2 protein-coding genes (1 of these 2 cut by a window edge) are annotated in these 18046 nt (G+C 69.2%); both read right to left on the reverse strand.

The window, feature by feature from the left end; all coding sequences use genetic code 11:
- A partial coding sequence (locus tag D7Y11_RS15815) for a hypothetical protein (protein WP_148139210.1) occupies positions 1-426 on the reverse strand: 426 nt, incomplete at its 3' end.
- Positions 423-18046 carry the 3' portion of a non-ribosomal peptide synthetase gene (locus D7Y11_RS15820; protein ID WP_126934119.1) on the reverse strand. It continues 11602 nt past the right edge of the window, so only the last 17624 of its 29226 coding nucleotides appear in the window; its start codon lies off the right edge, out of view — the gene reads right to left on this strand; it ends in the stop codon at positions 423-425. The genes D7Y11_RS15820 and D7Y11_RS15815, both read right to left, overlap by 4 nt.

Below are 18046 nucleotides of genomic sequence, written 5' to 3' on the forward strand. Positions count from 1 at the left end.
GGCCTTCGCCTCGGGGGCGGCCCGCCACAGGCGCCTGGCGGTCAGGGCCATGAACACGCCCATGGTGCCGTTGAGGTACAGCCACGCGACGTGGAGGTGCTGCTTCGCGGTCCAGAACCACACCATCAGGGCCAGGTTGAGGACGTAGACAAGCGCCACCACGCCCAGCGCGGAGAGGATGCCCGCCCGCCGCTTGAAGATGAGCAGCGCGATGGTGAGCGGGTTGAGGACCGTGAACAGCTCGTTCACGACGACGAACGGCATGGGCAGCGGATCCGCCGGATCATTCGCGAAGAGGCCGTACTTCGCCACGACGAGGATGTGGATCAGTGAGCCCACGGAGAAGCACACGAACCAGATGGCCAGGATGATGCGGTTGGGCCACGGTGAGCCCCCGCTGGATGTCGCGGATGTTTCAGTGGTCATGACTTGTCCTCCAGGGCCTCGCGCAACAGCGTGGCCACGTGCCGCACGTACGGCTCCTGCATGAGTTGATGGTGTCCCCCAGGGACGTCCTTCACGTCCAGTCCCCCCCGGACGAAGGGCTCCCAGCCGCGGTGGCGGGGCACCTCGGGGGTGGGGGTCCCTTCCGTGGCGGCGAGCAACAGCGCCGGTCCGTCGTAGGGGCCAGGCACGTAGCGGTCCATGGCGCGCAGGTTGGCCTGGTAGACGCGGAACAAGGCGCGCAATTGCTCGCGGCCCGTCGCTTCCTCCAGGAGTCCGGCCTGGACGCCCACGGCGAGGAGCGTCCCCAGCATGGCTTCGTCATCCATGCGCTCCAGGGCCTCGTTGGACACCGGCAGGGTCAGGGAGAAGGCCTGGGCCACCGTCAGGGCGAAGGCGACGCGTGTGCTGGCGTCGGGGTCTTTCCTGGGAGCGTCGCCGGGAGGCGCCCCGACGCCGGGGACGTAGGCGTCCAGCAGCGCCAGCAGCCCCACGGTCTGGCCTTGAGCGCGCAGCTGGCGGGCCATCTCGAAGGCGATGACGCCGCCGAGCGACCAGCCCGCGAGGCGGTACGGCCCTTCCGGCTGCTCCGAGCGAATGGCGGCCACATACAGGGTGGCCATCTCCTCCACGGTCTCCACCACGGCATGGCCGGCCTGGAGGCCGCGAGCCTGGAGGCCGAAGACAGGCTGCTGGGGCCCCAGGAGCCGCGCCAGCTCCGGGTAGGCGAGCACGTTGCCGCCACCCGGGTGGACGAGGAACAGGGGCCGGAGGCCCGCGTCGCCCTTCTCCAGCGGGACGAGCGGCGACCACGTCTCCGTCTCGGCGCGAAGCAGGTTGGCCAGGTCCTCCACGGTGGGGTGCTGGAAGAGCGCGGCCAGGGGGACATCGCGGCCCAGTTGTTCGCGCAGCGCGGCCATCAGGCGGACCGCGAGCAGCGAGTGGCCTCCCAGCGCGAAGAAGCTGGTGCGCACCCCGATGGGCTTCACGCCCAGGACCTCTTCCCACACCGCCACGAGCTGGGACTCCAGCGCGTCACGGGGTGCGACGAAGTTCTCGGCCTGGGACGTGGTGACGTCCAGGTCCGGCAGGGCCTTGCGGTCCACCTTGCCGTTGGAGTTGAGCGGCAGTGCCTCCAGCACCACCACCGCTCCGGGCACCATGTACTCCGGCAGCCGTTGGCGCAGGCTTGCCTTCAGGGCCTCCGCTTCCAGTGTCGCGTTGGCCTTCGGCGCCACGTACGCCACGAGCCGCTTCTCCGCGCCCTCCCCCTTCGCCACCACCACCGCGTCCTTCACCGTCTCCTGCTGGCGCAGTGCGGACTCCACTTCGCCCAGCTCGATGCGGAAGCCTCGCACCTTCACCTGGAAGTCCACCCGGCCCAGGTACTCCAGCACTCCATTCGCGCGGTACCGCACGCGGTCCCCCGTGCGGTACATCCGGCTGCCTTCGGGGCCGTAGACTTCCGGCAGGAACTTCTCCGCCGTCAGATCCGGCCTCAGCAGGTAGCCGCGTGCCTGGCCTTCGCCTGCCAGGAACAACTCTCCCGCGACGCCCACCGGCACTGGCTGGAGGTACTTGTCCAGCACGTACGCACGCGTGTTGGTCAGCGGCCGGCCGATGTTCGGCACCTCATTCCGCCCCACCAGCGACCACGTCGAGTACGTCGTGTCTTCCGACGGGCCATACAGGTTGTACAGCTTGCGCACCGTGGGGATGCCGTAGACGCCCTTCGCCAGTGTCTCCGGCAAGGCTTCACCGGCGAGGTTGATGACCTGCACCGACGGCGGCACTGCGTTCAGCCGCGCCAACTGCGCCATCGCAGACGGCACCGTGTTGATGAGCGTGACGTCCACCTCCGGCTTCTCCTCCACCAGGTGCAGGGCATTGCGCACCACCACCACGCTGCCGCCCCTCACCAGCGGCGCGAAGAGTTCGAAGACGGAGAGGTCGAAGTTCAGGCTCGTTGCCGCGAGCACTGCCTTCGTCTCTTCTTCGGTGAACGTCTCCGTTGCCCACGACAGGAAGGCCACCGCGTTCCGGTGCGTCACCGCGACGCCCTTCGGACGGCCCGTGCTTCCCGACGTGTAGATGAGGTACGCCACGTTCTCCGGGCGCAGATCTGCTTCCGGTGCCTCCTTGGGCTCCGTGGCCAACGTCGCGTCCGTGTCCAGGCAGACCGCCTGCGCCCTGAAAGCGGGCAACGACTCCAGCAGGTGCGAGTGCGCCACCAGTGCCGGACCCTGCGCGTCCTCCAGCAGCCAGCCCAGGCGCTCCTTCGGATAGCTCGGGTCCAACGGTACGTACGCGCCGCCGGCCTTGAGGATGCCCAGCGTCCCCACCACCACGTCCGCCGTACGCTCCACGCACAGGCCCACTCGGGACTCGGGACCCACGCCCAGCTTGCGCAGCCGGTGCGCCAGCTGGTTCGCCTTCGCCTCCACCTCCCGGTACGTCAGCCGCTGCTTGCCGCTCACCACCGCCACGGCATCCGGCGTGCGCTTCGCTTGTGCCTCGAAGAGCTGGGGAATCGTCGCGGCGCGGTCGTACTCCGACTGCTGCTGGTTCCACGTCACCAGCACCTGCTGGCGCTCCGCCGGAGTGAGTAGGGGCAACTGGCCCACCGCTGTTTCCGGCTTCGCCACCACGCCTTCCAGCAGCATGTGCAGGTGCTCCACCATCCGGCGCACCGTCGCTGCTTCGAACAGATCGGTGCTGTATTCCAGCGTTCCGCTCAGGCCCTCCGCGGTCTCCACGAAGAAGACGCTCAGGTCGAACTTCGACGTTCCGCCCGCGATCTCCACAGGCCTGAGCGTCATGCCGGGCAGCCGGGCTTCACCCACGGGCACGTTCTGGAGCGCCAGCAGTGTCTGGAACAGCGGCGTGTGGCTGCGGCTGCGCTCGGGCTGGAGCGCCTCCACCAGCTTCTCGAACGGCACCTCCTGGTGTTCCTGCGCCTCCAGAACCGTCTCACGCACCTGCTGGAGCAGGCCCCGGAAGCTGGGGTCTCCGGACAGGTCCGTGCGCAGCACCAGCGTGTTGACGAAGAAGCCGATGAGGCCCTCCACCTCCGCGCGTGTGCGGCCCGCGATGGGCGAACCCACGCTGATGTCCTGCTGGCCGCTGTAGCGCGACAGCAGGACCTGCCAACCCGCCAGCAGCACCATGTACAGCGAGGCCCCTTCACGCTGCGCGAGGCCACGGAGGCCCTGGGCCAGCGATTGCGGCCAGAGGAAGTTCTGGGTCGCTCCCGCGGTTCCTCGCACCGCGGGACGCGGACGGTCCGTGGGCAACTCCAGCACTGGCGGCGCACCGGAGAGCTTCTGCTTCCAGTAGTCCACCTCCCGCTGGAGCGTCGCGCCCTGCAACCCGCCGCGCTGCCAGGCCGCGTAGTCCGCGTACTGCACGGGCAACTCCGGCAGCGGCGAGGGCTGGCCCTGCACGAACGCCGCGTAGAGCGCGCCGACCTCGCGGACCAACACGCCGAGCGACCATCCGTCCGACACGATGTGGTGCATCGTGACGACGAGCACGTGTTCGCGCGCGTCGAGCTTCAGCAGGAGCGCTCTGAGGAGCGGACCGTGTGCGAGCTCGAAGGGCCTCAGCACCTCTTGCTCCACACGCTTGCGAAGCGCGGCGGTGTTCGACGTCAGGCCATCCACCGCCAGCGTGAAGGCGCTATCGGACGTGGTCCGTTGCTCCGGCTCGGGGTTGCCCGCGACGAACGTTGTCCGCAGGGCCTCGTGACGGCGCACGACCTCACGCAGGGCCCGGTCCAGGACCTCCACGTTCAGGTCGCCTTCCAGCCGTACCGCGATGGGTACGTTGTAGAGCGCCGTGCCCGGCTCCAGCTGATCGATGAACCACAGGCGCTGCTGCGCGAACGACAGTGGCAGCGCTGCGTCTCGTGACACGGGCACGATGGCCGGTGCCTTCGCGCGTCCGGCCTTCTCCAGCCGCCGGGCGAGAGCTTCCACCGTGGGCGCTTCGAACAACGCGCGCAGCGGCAACTCCGATCCCGTCTCCGCGCGCACCCGCGACACCACCTGTGTCGCCAGCAGGGAGTGGCCACCCAGCGCGAAGAAGTCGTCCTTCACGCCGACCTGGGGGACTCGCAGCACCTCCGCCCAGATGGCAGCCAGCTTCGCTTCCACTTCCGTGCGGGGCGCTTCGTACGTGTTGCCGGACTTCTGGGCCTCTGGCTCCGGCAGGGCCTTGCGGTCCACCTTGCCGTTGGAGTTGAGCGGCAGTGCCTCCAGCACCACCACCGCTCCGGGCACCATGTACTCCGGCAACCGTTGGCGCAGACTTGCCTTCAGCGACTCCGCTTCCAACGTCGCGCCGGCCTTCGGCGCCACGTACGCCACGAGGCGCTTCTCCGCGCCCTCCCCCTTCGCCACCACCACCGCTTCCTTCACCGACTCCTGTTGACGCAGGGCTGCTTCGACTTCGCCCAGCTCGATACGGAAGCCTCGCACCTTCACCTGGAAGTCCACCCGGCCCAGGTACTCCAGCACTCCGTCCGCCCGGTACCGCACCCGGTCTCCCGTGCGGTACATCCGGCTGCCTTCCGGGCCGTAGACTTCCGGCAGGAACTTCTCCGCCGTCAGCTCCGGCCTCAGCAGGTAGCCGCGCGCCTGGCCTTCGCCCGCCAGGAACAGCTCGCCCGCGACGCCCACCGGCACCGGCTGCAGATACTTGTCCAGCACGTACGCCCGCGTGTTGGTCAGCGGCCGGCCGATGTTCGGCACCTCTGCGCGCCCCACCAGCGACCACGTCGAGTACGTCGTGTCTTCCGACGGCCCATACAGGTTGTAGAGCTTCCTCACCGTGGGGATGCCGTAGACCCCCTTCGCCAACGTCTCCGGCAACGCTTCACCGGCGAGGTTGATGACCTGCACTGACGGCGGCACTGCGTTCAGCCGCACCAACTGCGCCATCGCCGACGGCACCGTATTGATGAGCGTGACGTCCGCTTCTGGCTTCTCCTCCGCCAGGTGCAGGGCGTTGCGCACCACCACCACGCTGCCGCCTCGCACCAACGGCGCGAAGAGTTCGAAGACGGAGAGGTCGAAGTTCAGGCTCGTCGCCGCGAGCACCGCCTTCGTCTCCTCTTCCGTGAACGTCTCCGTTGCCCACGCGAGGAAGGCCGCCGCGTTCCGGTGCGTCACCGCCACGCCCTTCGGACGGCCCGTGCTTCCCGACGTGTAGATGAGGTACGCCACGTTCTCCGGGCGCAGTTCTGCTTCCGGTGCCTCCTTGGGCTCCGTCGCCAATGCCGCGTCCGTGTCCAGGCAGACCGCCTGCGCCCTGAAGGCGGGCAGCGACTCCAATAGGTGCGAGTGCGCGACCAACGCCGGGCCCTGCGCATCCTCCAGCAGCCAGCCCAGTCGCTCCTTCGGGTAGCTCGGATCCAACGGTACGTACGCGCCGCCGGCCTTGAGGATGCCCAGCGTGCCCACCACGACGTCCGCCGTACGCTCCACGCACAGGCCCACTCGGGACTCGGGGCCCACTCCCAGCTTGCGCAGCCGGTGCGCCAACTGGTTCGCCTTCGCCTCCACCTCCCGGTACGTCAGCCGCTGCTTGCCGCTCACCACCGCCACGGCATCCGGCGTGCGCTTCGCCTGCGCCTCGAAGAGCGCCGGAATCGTCGCGTCCCGGTCGTACTCCGCCTGCTGCTGGTTCCACGTCACCAGCACCTGCTGACGCTCCACGGGCGTGAGCAGGGACAGCCGTCCCACCGCTGCGTCCGGCTTTGACACCACGCCTTCCAGCAGCATGCGCAGGTGCTCCACCATCCGGCGCATCGTCGTCGCTTCGAACAGGTCGGTGCTGTACTCCACCGCTCCGGCCAGCCCGTCCGGCGTCTCCGTGAAGAAGAGGCTCAGGTCGAACTTCGACGTGCGGCCCTCGAGACTCATGGGCTTGAGCACCAGCCCTGGGAGATGAGACTCCTCGATGGGCACGTTCTGGAGCGACATCAACGTCTGGAACAGCGGCGTGTGGCTCAGGCTGCGCTCCGGATGCAGCGCTTCCACCAGCTTCTCGAACGGCACGTCCTGGTGCTCGTACGCCCCCAGCACCATCTCCCGCACCTGCGCGAGCAGCGCGCGGAAAGACACCTCTCCATCGACCTGGGTGCGCAGCACCAGCGTGTTGACGAAGAAGCCGATGAGGCCCTCCACCTCCGCGCGCGTTCGTCCCGCGATAGGGGAACCCACGCTGATGTCCGCCTGCCCCGAGTAGCGCGACAGCAGCACCTGCCACCCGGCCAGCAGCACCATGAACAGCGACGCGCCTTCACTTCGAGCCAGGGCGCCCAACCGCTGGGACAGCTCCAGCGGCAGCATGAAGCCCAGCGTCGAGCCGGCGTTCGTGCGCACCGCCGGACGCGGACGGTCCGTCGGCAACTCCAGCACCGGCGGTGCTCCCGTCAGCGACTGCTTCCAGTAGTCCACCTCGCGCGCCAGGGTTTCATCCCGCAGCCAGTCGCGCTGCCAGGCCGCGTAGTCCGCGTACTGCACCGGCAGCGGCGGCAGTGCCAACGCCAGGCCGTTCGCCCGCGCGGTGTACAGCGCCCCCAGCTCGCGGAGCAGAACGCCCACGGACCAGCCGTCCGACACGGCGTGGTGCATCGTGATCACGAGCAGGTGGTCGCGTGCATCCATCCGCACCATCAGCGCCCGCAGGAGCGGTCCACGCATCAGGTCGAAGGGCTTCGCCAACTCCTCCAGCACCCGCTGACGGGCCACGTCCTCCCGTTCAGGCCCGGAGCCCGTCAGGTCCATGATGTTCAACGGCACGTCCACGGACGCGTGGATGCGCTGAACGGGCTGGCCTGCCTCCTCTTCGAACGTCGTGCGCAGGGCTTCGTGCCGTTGCACGACCTCCCGCAGGGCCTGCTCCAGCGCAGCGGCGTCCAGGTCGCCCTCCAGCCGCACCACGGTGGGCACGTTGTAGAGCGGGCTGCCCGGCTCCAGCTGGTCGATGAACCACAACCGCTGCTGCGCGAAGGACAGCGGCAGCGACGCCGGACGCGCTCCGGCGCTCAGCGTGGGCACGCCGGAGCGTCCCAGTTGCTCGATCCGCTGCGCCAGCGCCTCCACCGTGGGCGCTTCGAACAGCAGGCGCAGCGGCATCTCCACGCCCAGCGACGTGCGGATGCGCGACACCACCTGCGTCGCCAGCAGCGAGTGTCCGCCCAGCGCGAAGAAGTTGTCCTTCACGCCCACGCGCTGCAGGCGCAGCACCTCCGCCCAGATGGACGCGAGCTTCGCCTCCGTCACGGTGCGCGGGGCCACGTAGGCGTCGCCCCCTCGGGCGGCCTCCGGCTCCGGTAGCGCCCTGCGGTCCACCTTGCCGTTCGCGTTGAGCGGCAGGGCGTCCAGCACCATCAGCGCCCCCGGTACCATGTACTCGGGCATCCCCTGGCGCAGGCCCGTGCGCAGCGTGTCCACGTCCAGCGCGTGGCCTTCCTTCGCCACGACGTAGCCCACCAGCCGCTTGTCGGCGCCGTCGCCCCGAACCAACACCACGGCCTCGCTCACGCCCGGCTGCCGCGCCAGCGCGGTTTCGACCTCGCCCAGTTCGATGCGGAAGCCGCGCACCTTCACCTGGGAGTCCAGGCGGCCGATGAAGTCCAGCTGTCCGTCCGCACGCCAGCGCACGACGTCGCCCGTCCGGTAGAGCCGGGCGCCCGCTTCACCCGAGAAGGCGTCCGGCACGAAGCGCTCGGCGGTGAGTCCCGGACGTCCCGCGTAGCCACGCGCCACGCCCACGCCGCCGATGTGCAACTCGCCGCGCACGCCCACGGGCACCGGCTGCCCGTGCGGGTCCAATACGTAGACGCGCACGTTCGCCAGCGGCATGCCGATGGACGGCACGTTTCCATCCGCCACCACCTCGCCCAGCGTGGCGATGACGGTGGCTTCCGTCGGGCCGTATGTATTGAGCAGGCGCCGACCCGGAGCCCACCGCGCAGCGACGTCCGCGGGCAGGGCCTCACCGCCGGAGATGACGGTGCGTACATTGGGGAGCCCCTCGGAGGAGGTGGCCGCCAACGCCGCGGGGGTGAGGCTGACGACGCTCAACTCCTGCTCACGCAGCAGCACGGGCAGCGGCGCGCCCGGCATCAACTTCTCCAGCGGGGCGAGCACCAGCGTGGCGCCGTTGCAGAGCGTGGTGAAGATCTCCTCCACCGACAGGTCGAAGCTGAGGCTGGCGAACTGAAGCACTCGGCTGCCAGGGCCGATGCCGTACGCCACCGCTTCGTGGGTGACCAGGTTGGCCACGCCGCGGTGCTCCACCGCCGTGCCCTTCGGCGTCCCCGTGCTGCCCGAGGTGTAGAGCAGGTACGCCATGTTCGCGGGCGTCACGCCCGTCACGGGCGCATTCGTCGGCTCCTCGGCCAGCGATTCGCGCTCGGTGTCCAAGCAGAGAGCGCGCGCATGCAGGGCCTCCGGGAAACGGGCCACCAGTGGCTGCTGGGTGACGAGCACCTGCGCCGCACTGTCCTCCAGCATGAACGCCAGGCGCTCCCGGGGCAGGAGCGGATCCACGGGCACCCAGGCGCCACCGGCCTTCAGGATGCCGAGCAGGCCCATGACGATGTCGAGGGAGCGCTCGACGCTGAGCGCGACGCGGACCTCCGGTCCCACGCCACGACGGCGCAGGGCATGGGCGAGCTGATTGGCGTGCGCGTCGAGCTGCGCGTACGTCAGTTGCGTTCCCTCGAAGACAGCAGCCACGGCATCTGGCGCGCGACGGACCTGCGCCTCGAAGAGCGCATGCAGGCTGGACTCGGGGAAGGGCGCGCGCGTGGCGTTCCACTCCACCAGCATTTCGCGGCGCTCGGCGCCGGTCAGCAGGGGCAGTCGGGCCACTCTCGTGTCCGGGCGCGCGACCGCGCCTTCGAGCAGCATGAGCAGGTGCGTGACCATCCGCTGGACGGTGCCCGCGTCGAACAGCTCCGTGCTGTACTCCATCGTGCCGGAGAGGCCCTGAGGCAGCTCCATGAACGACACGCTCAGGTCGAACTGCGCGATGGGGCTCTCCACGTTCACCGGCTGGAGCACCACGTCCGGCAGCCGCAGCTCGCCCATCGGCATGTTCTGGAGGGCGAGCATCGTCTGGAACAGCGGCGTGTGGCTGCGGCTGCGCTCGGGCTGGAGGACCTCCACCAGCTTCTCGAACGGGACCTCCTGGTGCTCGTACGCATCCAGCACCGTTTCACGCACCTGGGAGAGCAACTGCCGGAAGGACAGGGCGCCGTCCACGTTCGCGCGCAGCACGAGCGTGTTGACGAAGAAGCCGATGAGCCCCTCCAGCTCCGCGCGCATGCGGCCCGCGATGGGTGAACCCACGCTGATGTCCTGCTGGCCGCTGTAGCGAGCCATCAGCACCTGCCACCCCGACAGCAGCACCATGTACAGAGAGGCCCCTTCCCGCTGGGCCAGCGCCTTGAGCGCTCCCGTCAACGACCGGGACAGGGTGAAGGCGTACTTCGCGCCCGCGATGCCCCGCTCGGGCGGACGCGGGCGGTCCGTGGGCAGCTCCAGCACCGGCGGCGCGCCGGCGAGCTTCCGCTTCCAGTAGTCCACCTGCCGCGCGAGGACTTCTCCCTGGAGCCGGCCGCGTTGCCAGGACGCGTAGCGCGCGTACTGCACGGGCAGCTCGGGCAGAGGGGACGGCTGCCCCGAGGAGAAGGCCGCGTAGAGCGCGCCCACCTCGCGGATCAACACGCCCAGCGACCAGCCGTCCGACACGATGTGGTGCATCGTCACCACGAGGACGCTCTCGCGCTCCCCGAGCGTGAACAGCCGGGTGCGGATCAACGGCCCACGGCCCAGGTCGAAGGGGCGGAGCATCTCCTGCTCCACCTGCCGGTGGGCCTCCGTCTCGCGGCGGGCTTCGTCGATGGACCGCAGGTCCTCCCGGCCCAGCTCCAGTGACAGGGTGGGCTGGATGACCTGGATGGCCTGACCGCCGCGCTCCTCGAAGGTGGTCCGCAGGGCTTCGTGACGGCGCACGACCTCGTTCAGGGCCCGCTCCAGGGCCGCGACATCCAGCGCGCCCATCAGCCGCACCGCCACGGGCAGGTTGTAGAGCGCCGTACCCGGCTCCAACTGGTCGATGAACCACAGGCGCTGCTGCGCGAACGACAGCGGCGGCGTCGTGCCCATCAACGAGTCGCCCGGCATCGAGCTCTGGCCGCGGCCCGCCGTCCCCATCCGTTGGGCCAGGGCCTCGAGCGTGGGAGCCTCGAACAACGCGCGCAGCGGCAACTCCACGCCGGTCTCCGTGCGGATGCGCGACACCACCTGCGTCACCAGCAGCGAGTGGCCTCCGAGCGCGAAGAAGTCGTCCTTCACGCCCACCTGGGGGACTCGCAGCACTTCCGCCCAGATGGCCGCCAGCTTCGCTTCCGTCTCCGTGCGCGGGGCCACGTACGTGCGGGTGGAGGTCGGTGCCTCCGGCTCCGGCAGGGCCTTGCGGTCCACCTTGCCGTTGGAGTTGAGCGGCAGTGCCTCCAGCACCACCACCGCCCCAGGCACCATGTACTCCGGCAGCCGCTGACGCAGGCTTGCCTTCAGCGACTCCGCTTCCAACGTCGCGCCGGCCTTCGGCGCCACGTACGCCACGAGGCGCTTCTCCGCGCCCTCCCCCTTCGCCACCACCACTGCTTCCTTCACTGCCTCTTGCTGGCGCAGCGCAGACTCCACTTCGCCCAGCTCGATGCGGAAGCCTCGCACCTTCACCTGGAAGTCCACTCGGCCCAGGTACTCCAGCACTCCGTCCGCCCGGTACCGCACCCGGTCCCCCGTGCGGTACATCCGGCTGCCTTCCGGGCCGTAGACTTCCGGCAGGAACTTCTCCGCCGTCAGCTCCGGCCTCAGCAGGTAGCCGCGCGCCTGGCCTTCGCCCGCCAGGAACAGCTCGCCCGCGACGCCCACCGGCACCGGCTGCAGGTGCTTGTCCAGCACGTAGGCCCGCGTGTTGGTCAGCGGCCGGCCGATGTTCGGCACCTCTGCGCGCCCCACCAGCGACCACGTCGAGTACGTCGTGTCTTCCGACGGGCCGTACAGGTTGTAGAGCTTCCTCACCGTGGGGATGCCGTAGACCCCCTTCGCCAACGTCTCCGGCAACGCTTCACCGGCGAGATTGATGACCTGCACTGACGGCGGCACTGCGTTCAGCCGCACCAACTGCGCCATCGCAGACGGCACCGTGTTGATGAGGGTGACGTCCGCCTCCGGCTTCTCCTCCGCCAGGTGCAGGGCATTGCGCACCACCACCACGCTGCCGCCTCGCACCAGCGGCGCGAAGAGTTCGAACACCGAGAGGTCGAAGTTCAGGCTCGTCGCCGCGAGTACCGCCTTCGTCTCCTCCTCCGTGAACGTCTCCGTTGCCCACGCGAGGAAGGCCACCGCGTTCCGGTGCGTCACCGCCACGCCCTTCGGACGGCCCGTGCTTCCCGACGTGTAGATGAGGTACGCCACGTTCTCCGGGCGCAGTTCTGCTTCCGGTGCCTCCTTGGGCTCCGTCGCCAATGCCGCGTCCGTGTCCAGGCAGACCGCCTGCGCCCTGAAGGCGGGCAGCGACTCCAATAGGTGCGAGTGCGCGACCAACGCCGGGCCTTGCGCATCCTCCAGCAGCCAGCCCAGACGTTCCTTCGGGTAGCTCGGATCCAACGGCACGTACGCGCCGCCGGCCTTGAGGATGCCCAGCGTCCCCACCACCACGTCCGCCGTGCGCTCCACGCACAGGCCCACTCGCGACTCCGGACCCACGCCCAGCTTGCGCAGCCGGTGTGCCAGCTGGTTCGCCTTCGCCTCCACCTCCCGGTACGTCAGTTGCTGCTTGCCGCTCACCACGGCCACGGCATCCGGCGTGCGCTTCGCCTGCGCCTCGAAGAGCGCCGGAATCGTCGCGTTCCGGTCGTACTCCGCCTGCTGCTGGTTCCACGTCACCAACACCTGCTGGCGCTCCGCTTCAGTCAGCATGGGCAGCTGGCCCACCGCTGCGTCCGGCTTCGCCACCATGCCTTCCAGCAGCATGCGCAGGTGATCCACCATCCGGCGCACCGTCGCTGCTTCGAACAGGTCAGTGCTGTACTCCACCGCTCCGGCCAGCCCGTCCGGTGTCTCCGTGAAGAAGAGGCTCAGGTCGAACTTCGACGTGCGGCCTTCGTAGGGCACAGGCTTGAGAACCAGGCCGGGGAGTCTGGACTCCTCGATGGGCACGTTCTGGAGCGACATCGACGTCTGGAACAGCGGCGTGTGGCTCAGGCTGCGCTCGGGCTGCAGCGCCTCCACCAGCTTTTCGAAGGGCACGTCCTGGTGCTCGTACGCGCCCAGGACCGTTCCCCTCACCTGCTTCAGCAGCTCACGGAAGGACGCCTCTCCGTCGACCTGGGTGCGCAGCACCAGCGTGTTGACGAAGAAGCCGATGAGCCCTTCGACCTCCGCGCGCGTCCGGCCCGCGATGGGCGAACCCACGCTGATGTCCGTCTGCCCCGAGTAGCGCGACAGCAGCACCTGCCACCCGGCCAGCAGCGCCATGAACAGCGAGGCGCCCTCCTGCAGGGCCAGCGCGCTCAACCGCTGGGACAGATCCAGCGGCAGCATGAAGCCCAGCGTCGTGCCGACGTTGGTGCGCACCGCCGGACGCGGACGGTCCGTCGGCAGCTCCAGCACCGGCGGCGCCCCCATCAACGACTGCTTCCAGTAGTCCACCTCGCGCGCCAGGGCCTCGTCCCGCAGCCAGTCACGCTGCCAGGCCGCGTAGTCCCCGTACTGCACGGGCAGCTCTGGCAAGGGTGACGGCTGCCCCGAGGAGAAGGCCGCGTACAGCGCGCCCACTTCGCGGATCAACACGCCCAGCGACCAGCCGTCCGACACGATGTGGTGCATCGAGACGACCAGCGCGTGCTCCCGATTGCCCAACTTCAGCAGGAGCGCTCGAAGCAGCGGACCGCGCGACAGGTCGAACGGCTTCAACATCTCCTGTTCAATCCGCTGCCGTGCAGCTGACTCGGACACCTCCACCCGCTCCAGGTGCAGTGCCAGGTCCGAATGGATGACCTGGAGGGGCTGACCGTCCTGCACCTCGAAGGTCGTGCGCAGGGCCTCGTGACGGTTCACGACCTCACGCAGGGCGCGCTCCAGGACGCCCACGTCCAGGTCACCTTCCAGCCGCAGTGCCACGGGCATGTTGTAGAGCGCGGTGCCCGGCTCCATCTGGTCGATGAACCACAACCGCTGCTGCGCGAACGACAGCGGTCGGGCGGCGGCCCCCAGCCTGCGCTTCATCGCCGTCTTGCTCGAGGACGCGGCTTTCTCCAGCTGATGGGCGAGCGACTCCACCGTGCGCGATTCGAACAGCGCGCGCAGCGGCAGCTCCGCGCCCATCTCCGCGCGCACTCGCGACACCACCTGCGTCGCCAGCAGGGAGTGGCCACCCAGCGCGAAGAAATCGTCCTTCACGCCCACCTGAGGCACCCGCAGCACCTCCGCCCAGATGGCCGCGAGCCTTGCTTCCGCATCCGTGCGCGGAGCCTCGTAGGTACTTCCGGCCTTTTGAGCATCCGGCTCCGGCAGGGCCTTGCGGTCCACCTTGCCGTTGGAATTGAGCGGCAGTGCGTCCAGCACCACCACTGCTCCGGGCACCATGTACTCCGGCAAGCGCTGACGCAGGCTCGCCTTCAGCGACTCCGCTTCCAGCGTCGCGCCGGCCTTCGGGGCCACGTACGCCACGAGGCGCTTCTCCGCCCCCTCCCCCTTCGCCACCACCACTGCGTCCTTCACCGTCTCCTGCTGGCGCAGCGCGGACTCCACTTCGCCCAGCTCGATGCGGAAGCCTCGCACCTTCACCTGGAAGTCCACCCGGCCCAGGTACTCCAGCACTCCGTCCGCGCGGTACCGCACCCGGTCTCCCGTGCGGTACATGCGGCTGCCTTCCGGGCCGTACACCTCCGGCAGGAACTTCTCCGCCGTCAGCTCCGGCCTCAGCAGGTAGCCGCGCGCCTGGCCTTCTCCCGCCAGGAACAGCTCTCCCGCCACGCCCACCGGCACCGGCTGCAGGTACTTGTCCAGCACGTATGCCCGCGTGTTGGTGAGCGGCCGGCCGATGTTCGGCACTTCATTCCGCCCCACCAGCGACCACGTCGAGTACGTCGTGTCTTCCGACGGGCCGTACAGGTTGTACAGCTTCTGCACCGTGGGGATGCCGTAGACGCCCTTCGCCAGCGTCTCGGGCAGTGCCTCGCCAGCGAGATTCACTACGCGCACCGACGGCGGCACGGCGTTCAGCCGCACCAACTGCGCCATCGCCGACGGCACCGTGTTGATGAGCGTGACGTCCGCCTCCGGCTTCTCCTCCGCCAGGTGCAGAGCATTGCGCACCACCACCACGCTGCCGCCTCGCACCAGCGGCGTGAACAGCTCGAACACCGAGAGGTCGAAGTTCAGGCTCGTTGCCGCGAGCACCGCCTTCGTCTCCTCCTCCGTGAACGTCTCCGTTGCCCACGCGAGGAAAGCCACCGCGTTCCGGTGCGTCACCGCGACGCCCTTCGGACGGCCCGTGCTTCCCGACGTGTAGATGAGGTACGCCACATTCTCCGGGCGCACCTCCGGCGTCAGCGGGCAGCAGGACTCTTCCGCCCACTCCTCTTCACGGTCCAGGCACACCGCCTGAGCGCTGAAGGCAGGCAGTGACTCCAAGAGGTGCGAGTGCGCCACCAGCGCCGGGCCCTGCGCATCCTCCAGCAGCCAGCCCAAGCGCTCCTTCGGGTAGCTCGGATCCAACGGCACGTAGGCGCCGCCCGCCTTCAGGATGCCCAGCGTGCCCACCACCACGTCGGCTGTGCGCTCCACGCACAGGCCCACTCGCGACTCCGGGCCCACTCCCAGCCTGCGCAGCCGGTGCGCCAGCTGGTTCGCCTTCGCCTCCACCTCCCGGTACGTCAGCCGCTGCTTGCCGCTCACCACGGCCACCGCATCCGACGTGCGCTTCGCTTGTGCCTCGAAGAGCTGGGGAATCGTCGCGTCGCGCGCGTACTCCGCCTGCTGCTGGTTCCACGTCACCAGCACCTGCTGGCGCTCCGCTTCCATCAGCATGGGCAACTGGCCCACCGCTGCGTCCGGCTTCGCCACCATGCCTTCCAGCAGCACCCGCAGGTGCTCCACCATCCGGCGCACCGTCGCTGCTTCGAACAGGTCGGTGCTGTACTCCACCGCGCCCGTCAGCCCGTCTGGCGTCTCCATGAAGAAGAGGCTCAGGTCGAACTTCGACGTCCGGCCTTCGTAGGCCACGGGCTTGAGCGTCAAGCCCGGCAGTCGCGTTTCGCTCTCAGGCAGGTTCTGGAGCGCCAGGAACACCTGGAACAACGGCGTGTGACGCCGGTCGCGCTCGGGCTGGAGCGCCTCCACCAGCTTCTCGAAGGGCACGTCCTGGTGCTCGTACGCGCCCAGCACCGTCTCCCGCACCTGCGTGAGCAGCGCCCGGAAGGACTGGCCTCCATCCACCTGGGCGCGCAGCACCAGCGTGTTGACGAAGAAGCCGATGAGGCCCTCCACCTCCGCGCGCGTGCGGCCCGCGATGGGCGAACCCACGCTGATGTCGTCCTGCCCCGAGTACCTCGACAGCAGGACCTGCCAACCCGCAAGCAGCGCCATGTACAGCGACGCACCTTCCCGCTGGGCCAGCGCCTTGAGGTCCCCCGTCAGCGACCGGGACAAGGGGAAGGAGTACGTCGCTCCCGCGCTGCCACGCACCGGCGGACGGGGATGGTCCGTGGGCAACTCCAGCACCGGCGGCGCGCCAACGAGCTTCCGCTTCCAGTAGTCCACCTCCCGCTGGAGCGTCGCGCCCTGCAACCCGTCGCGCTGCCAGGCCGCGTAGTCCGCGTACTGCACAGGGAGCTCTGGCAGCGGCGACGGACGGCCTTCCGCGAAGGCCGCGTACAGCGCGCCCACCTCCCGGATCAGCACGCCCAGCGACCAGCCGTCCGACACGATGTGATGCATCGTGACGACCAACACGTGCTCCGCGCCTCCCAGCGTCAGCAGGAGTGCCCGGATCAGCGGACCGCGCGACAGGTCGAACGGCTTCAACATCTCCTGCTCAATCCGCTGCCGCGCATCCCCCGAGGACACCTCCACCCGCTCCAGATGCAGGGTCATGTCCGAGTGGATGACCTGGAGGGACTGACCATCCTTCTCCGCGAACGTCGTCCGCAGCGCTTCATGGCGCCGCACCACTTCGCGCAGCCCCCGTTCCAGGACGTCCTGGCGCAGCGCCCCCTCCAGCCGCACCGCGACGGGCACGTTGTAGAGCGCCGTCCCCGGCTCCAGCTGGTCGATGAACCACAACCGCTGCTGCGCGAACGACAGCGGCCGGGCGGCATCCCCCAGCCTGCGCTCCATCGTGTTCTTGCCAGAGAACGCGGTCTGCCCCAGCTGACGAGCGAGCGACTCCACCGTTCGCGCTTCGAACAGCGCACGCAGCGGCAGCTCCGCGCCCGTCTCCGCGCGAACTCGCGACACGACTTGTGTCGCGAGCAGCGAGTGTCCGCCCAGCGCGAAGAAGTCGTCCTTCACGCCCACCCGAGGGACGCGCAGCACTTCCGCCCAGATGGCCGCCAGCTTCGCTTCCGTCTCCGTGCGCGGGGCTGCGTAGGTGATGATGGCTGCCGGCGCCTCCGGATCCGGCAGGGCTTTGCGGTCCACCTTGCCGTTGGAGTTGAGCGGCAGTGCCTCCAACACCACCACCGCTCCGGGCACCATGTACTCCGGCAACCGTTGGCGCAGACTTGCCTTCAGCGACTCCGCTTCCAACGTCGCGCCGGCCTTCGGCGCCACGTACGCCACGAGCCGCTTCTCCGCGCCCTCCCCCTTCGCCACCACCACCGCTTCCTTCACGGACTCCTGTTGACGCAGGGCTGCTTCGACTTCGCCCAGCTCGATGCGGAAGCCTCGCACCTTCACCTGGAAGTCCACTCGGCCCAGGTACTCCAGCACTCCGTCCGCGCGGTACCGCACCCGGTCTCCCGTGCGGTACATGCGGCTGCCTTCGGGGCCGTACACCTCCGGCAGGAACTTCTCCGCCGTCAGCTCCGGCCTCAGCAGGTAGCCGCGCGCCTGGCCTTCGCCTGCCAGGAACAACTCTCCCGCTACGCCCGCCGGTACCGGCTGCAGGTACTTGTCCAGCACGTACGCCCGCGTGTTGGTGAGCGGCCGGCCGATGTTCGGCACCTCTGCGCGCCCCACCAGTGACCACGTCGAGTACGTCGTGTCTTCCGACGGGCCGTACAAGTTGTAGAGCTTCTGAACCGTTGGCACCGCGTACACGGCCCTTGCCAGCGTCTCGGGCAGCGCTTCGCCAGCGAGATTCACTACGCGCACCGACGGCGGCACCGCTTTCAGCCGCACCAACTGCGCCATCGCCGATGGCACCGTGTTGATGAGCGTGACGTCCGCCTCCGGCTTCTCCTCCGCCAGGTGCAGGGCATTGCGCACCACCACCACGCTGCCGCCTCGCACCAGCGGCGCGAAGAGTTCGAACACCGAGAGGTCGAAATTCAGGCTCGTCGCCGCGAGTA

The organism is Corallococcus sp. AB018 (assembly GCF_003986945.1).
GTDB lineage: Bacteria > Myxococcota > Myxococcia > Myxococcales > Myxococcaceae > Corallococcus > Corallococcus exiguus.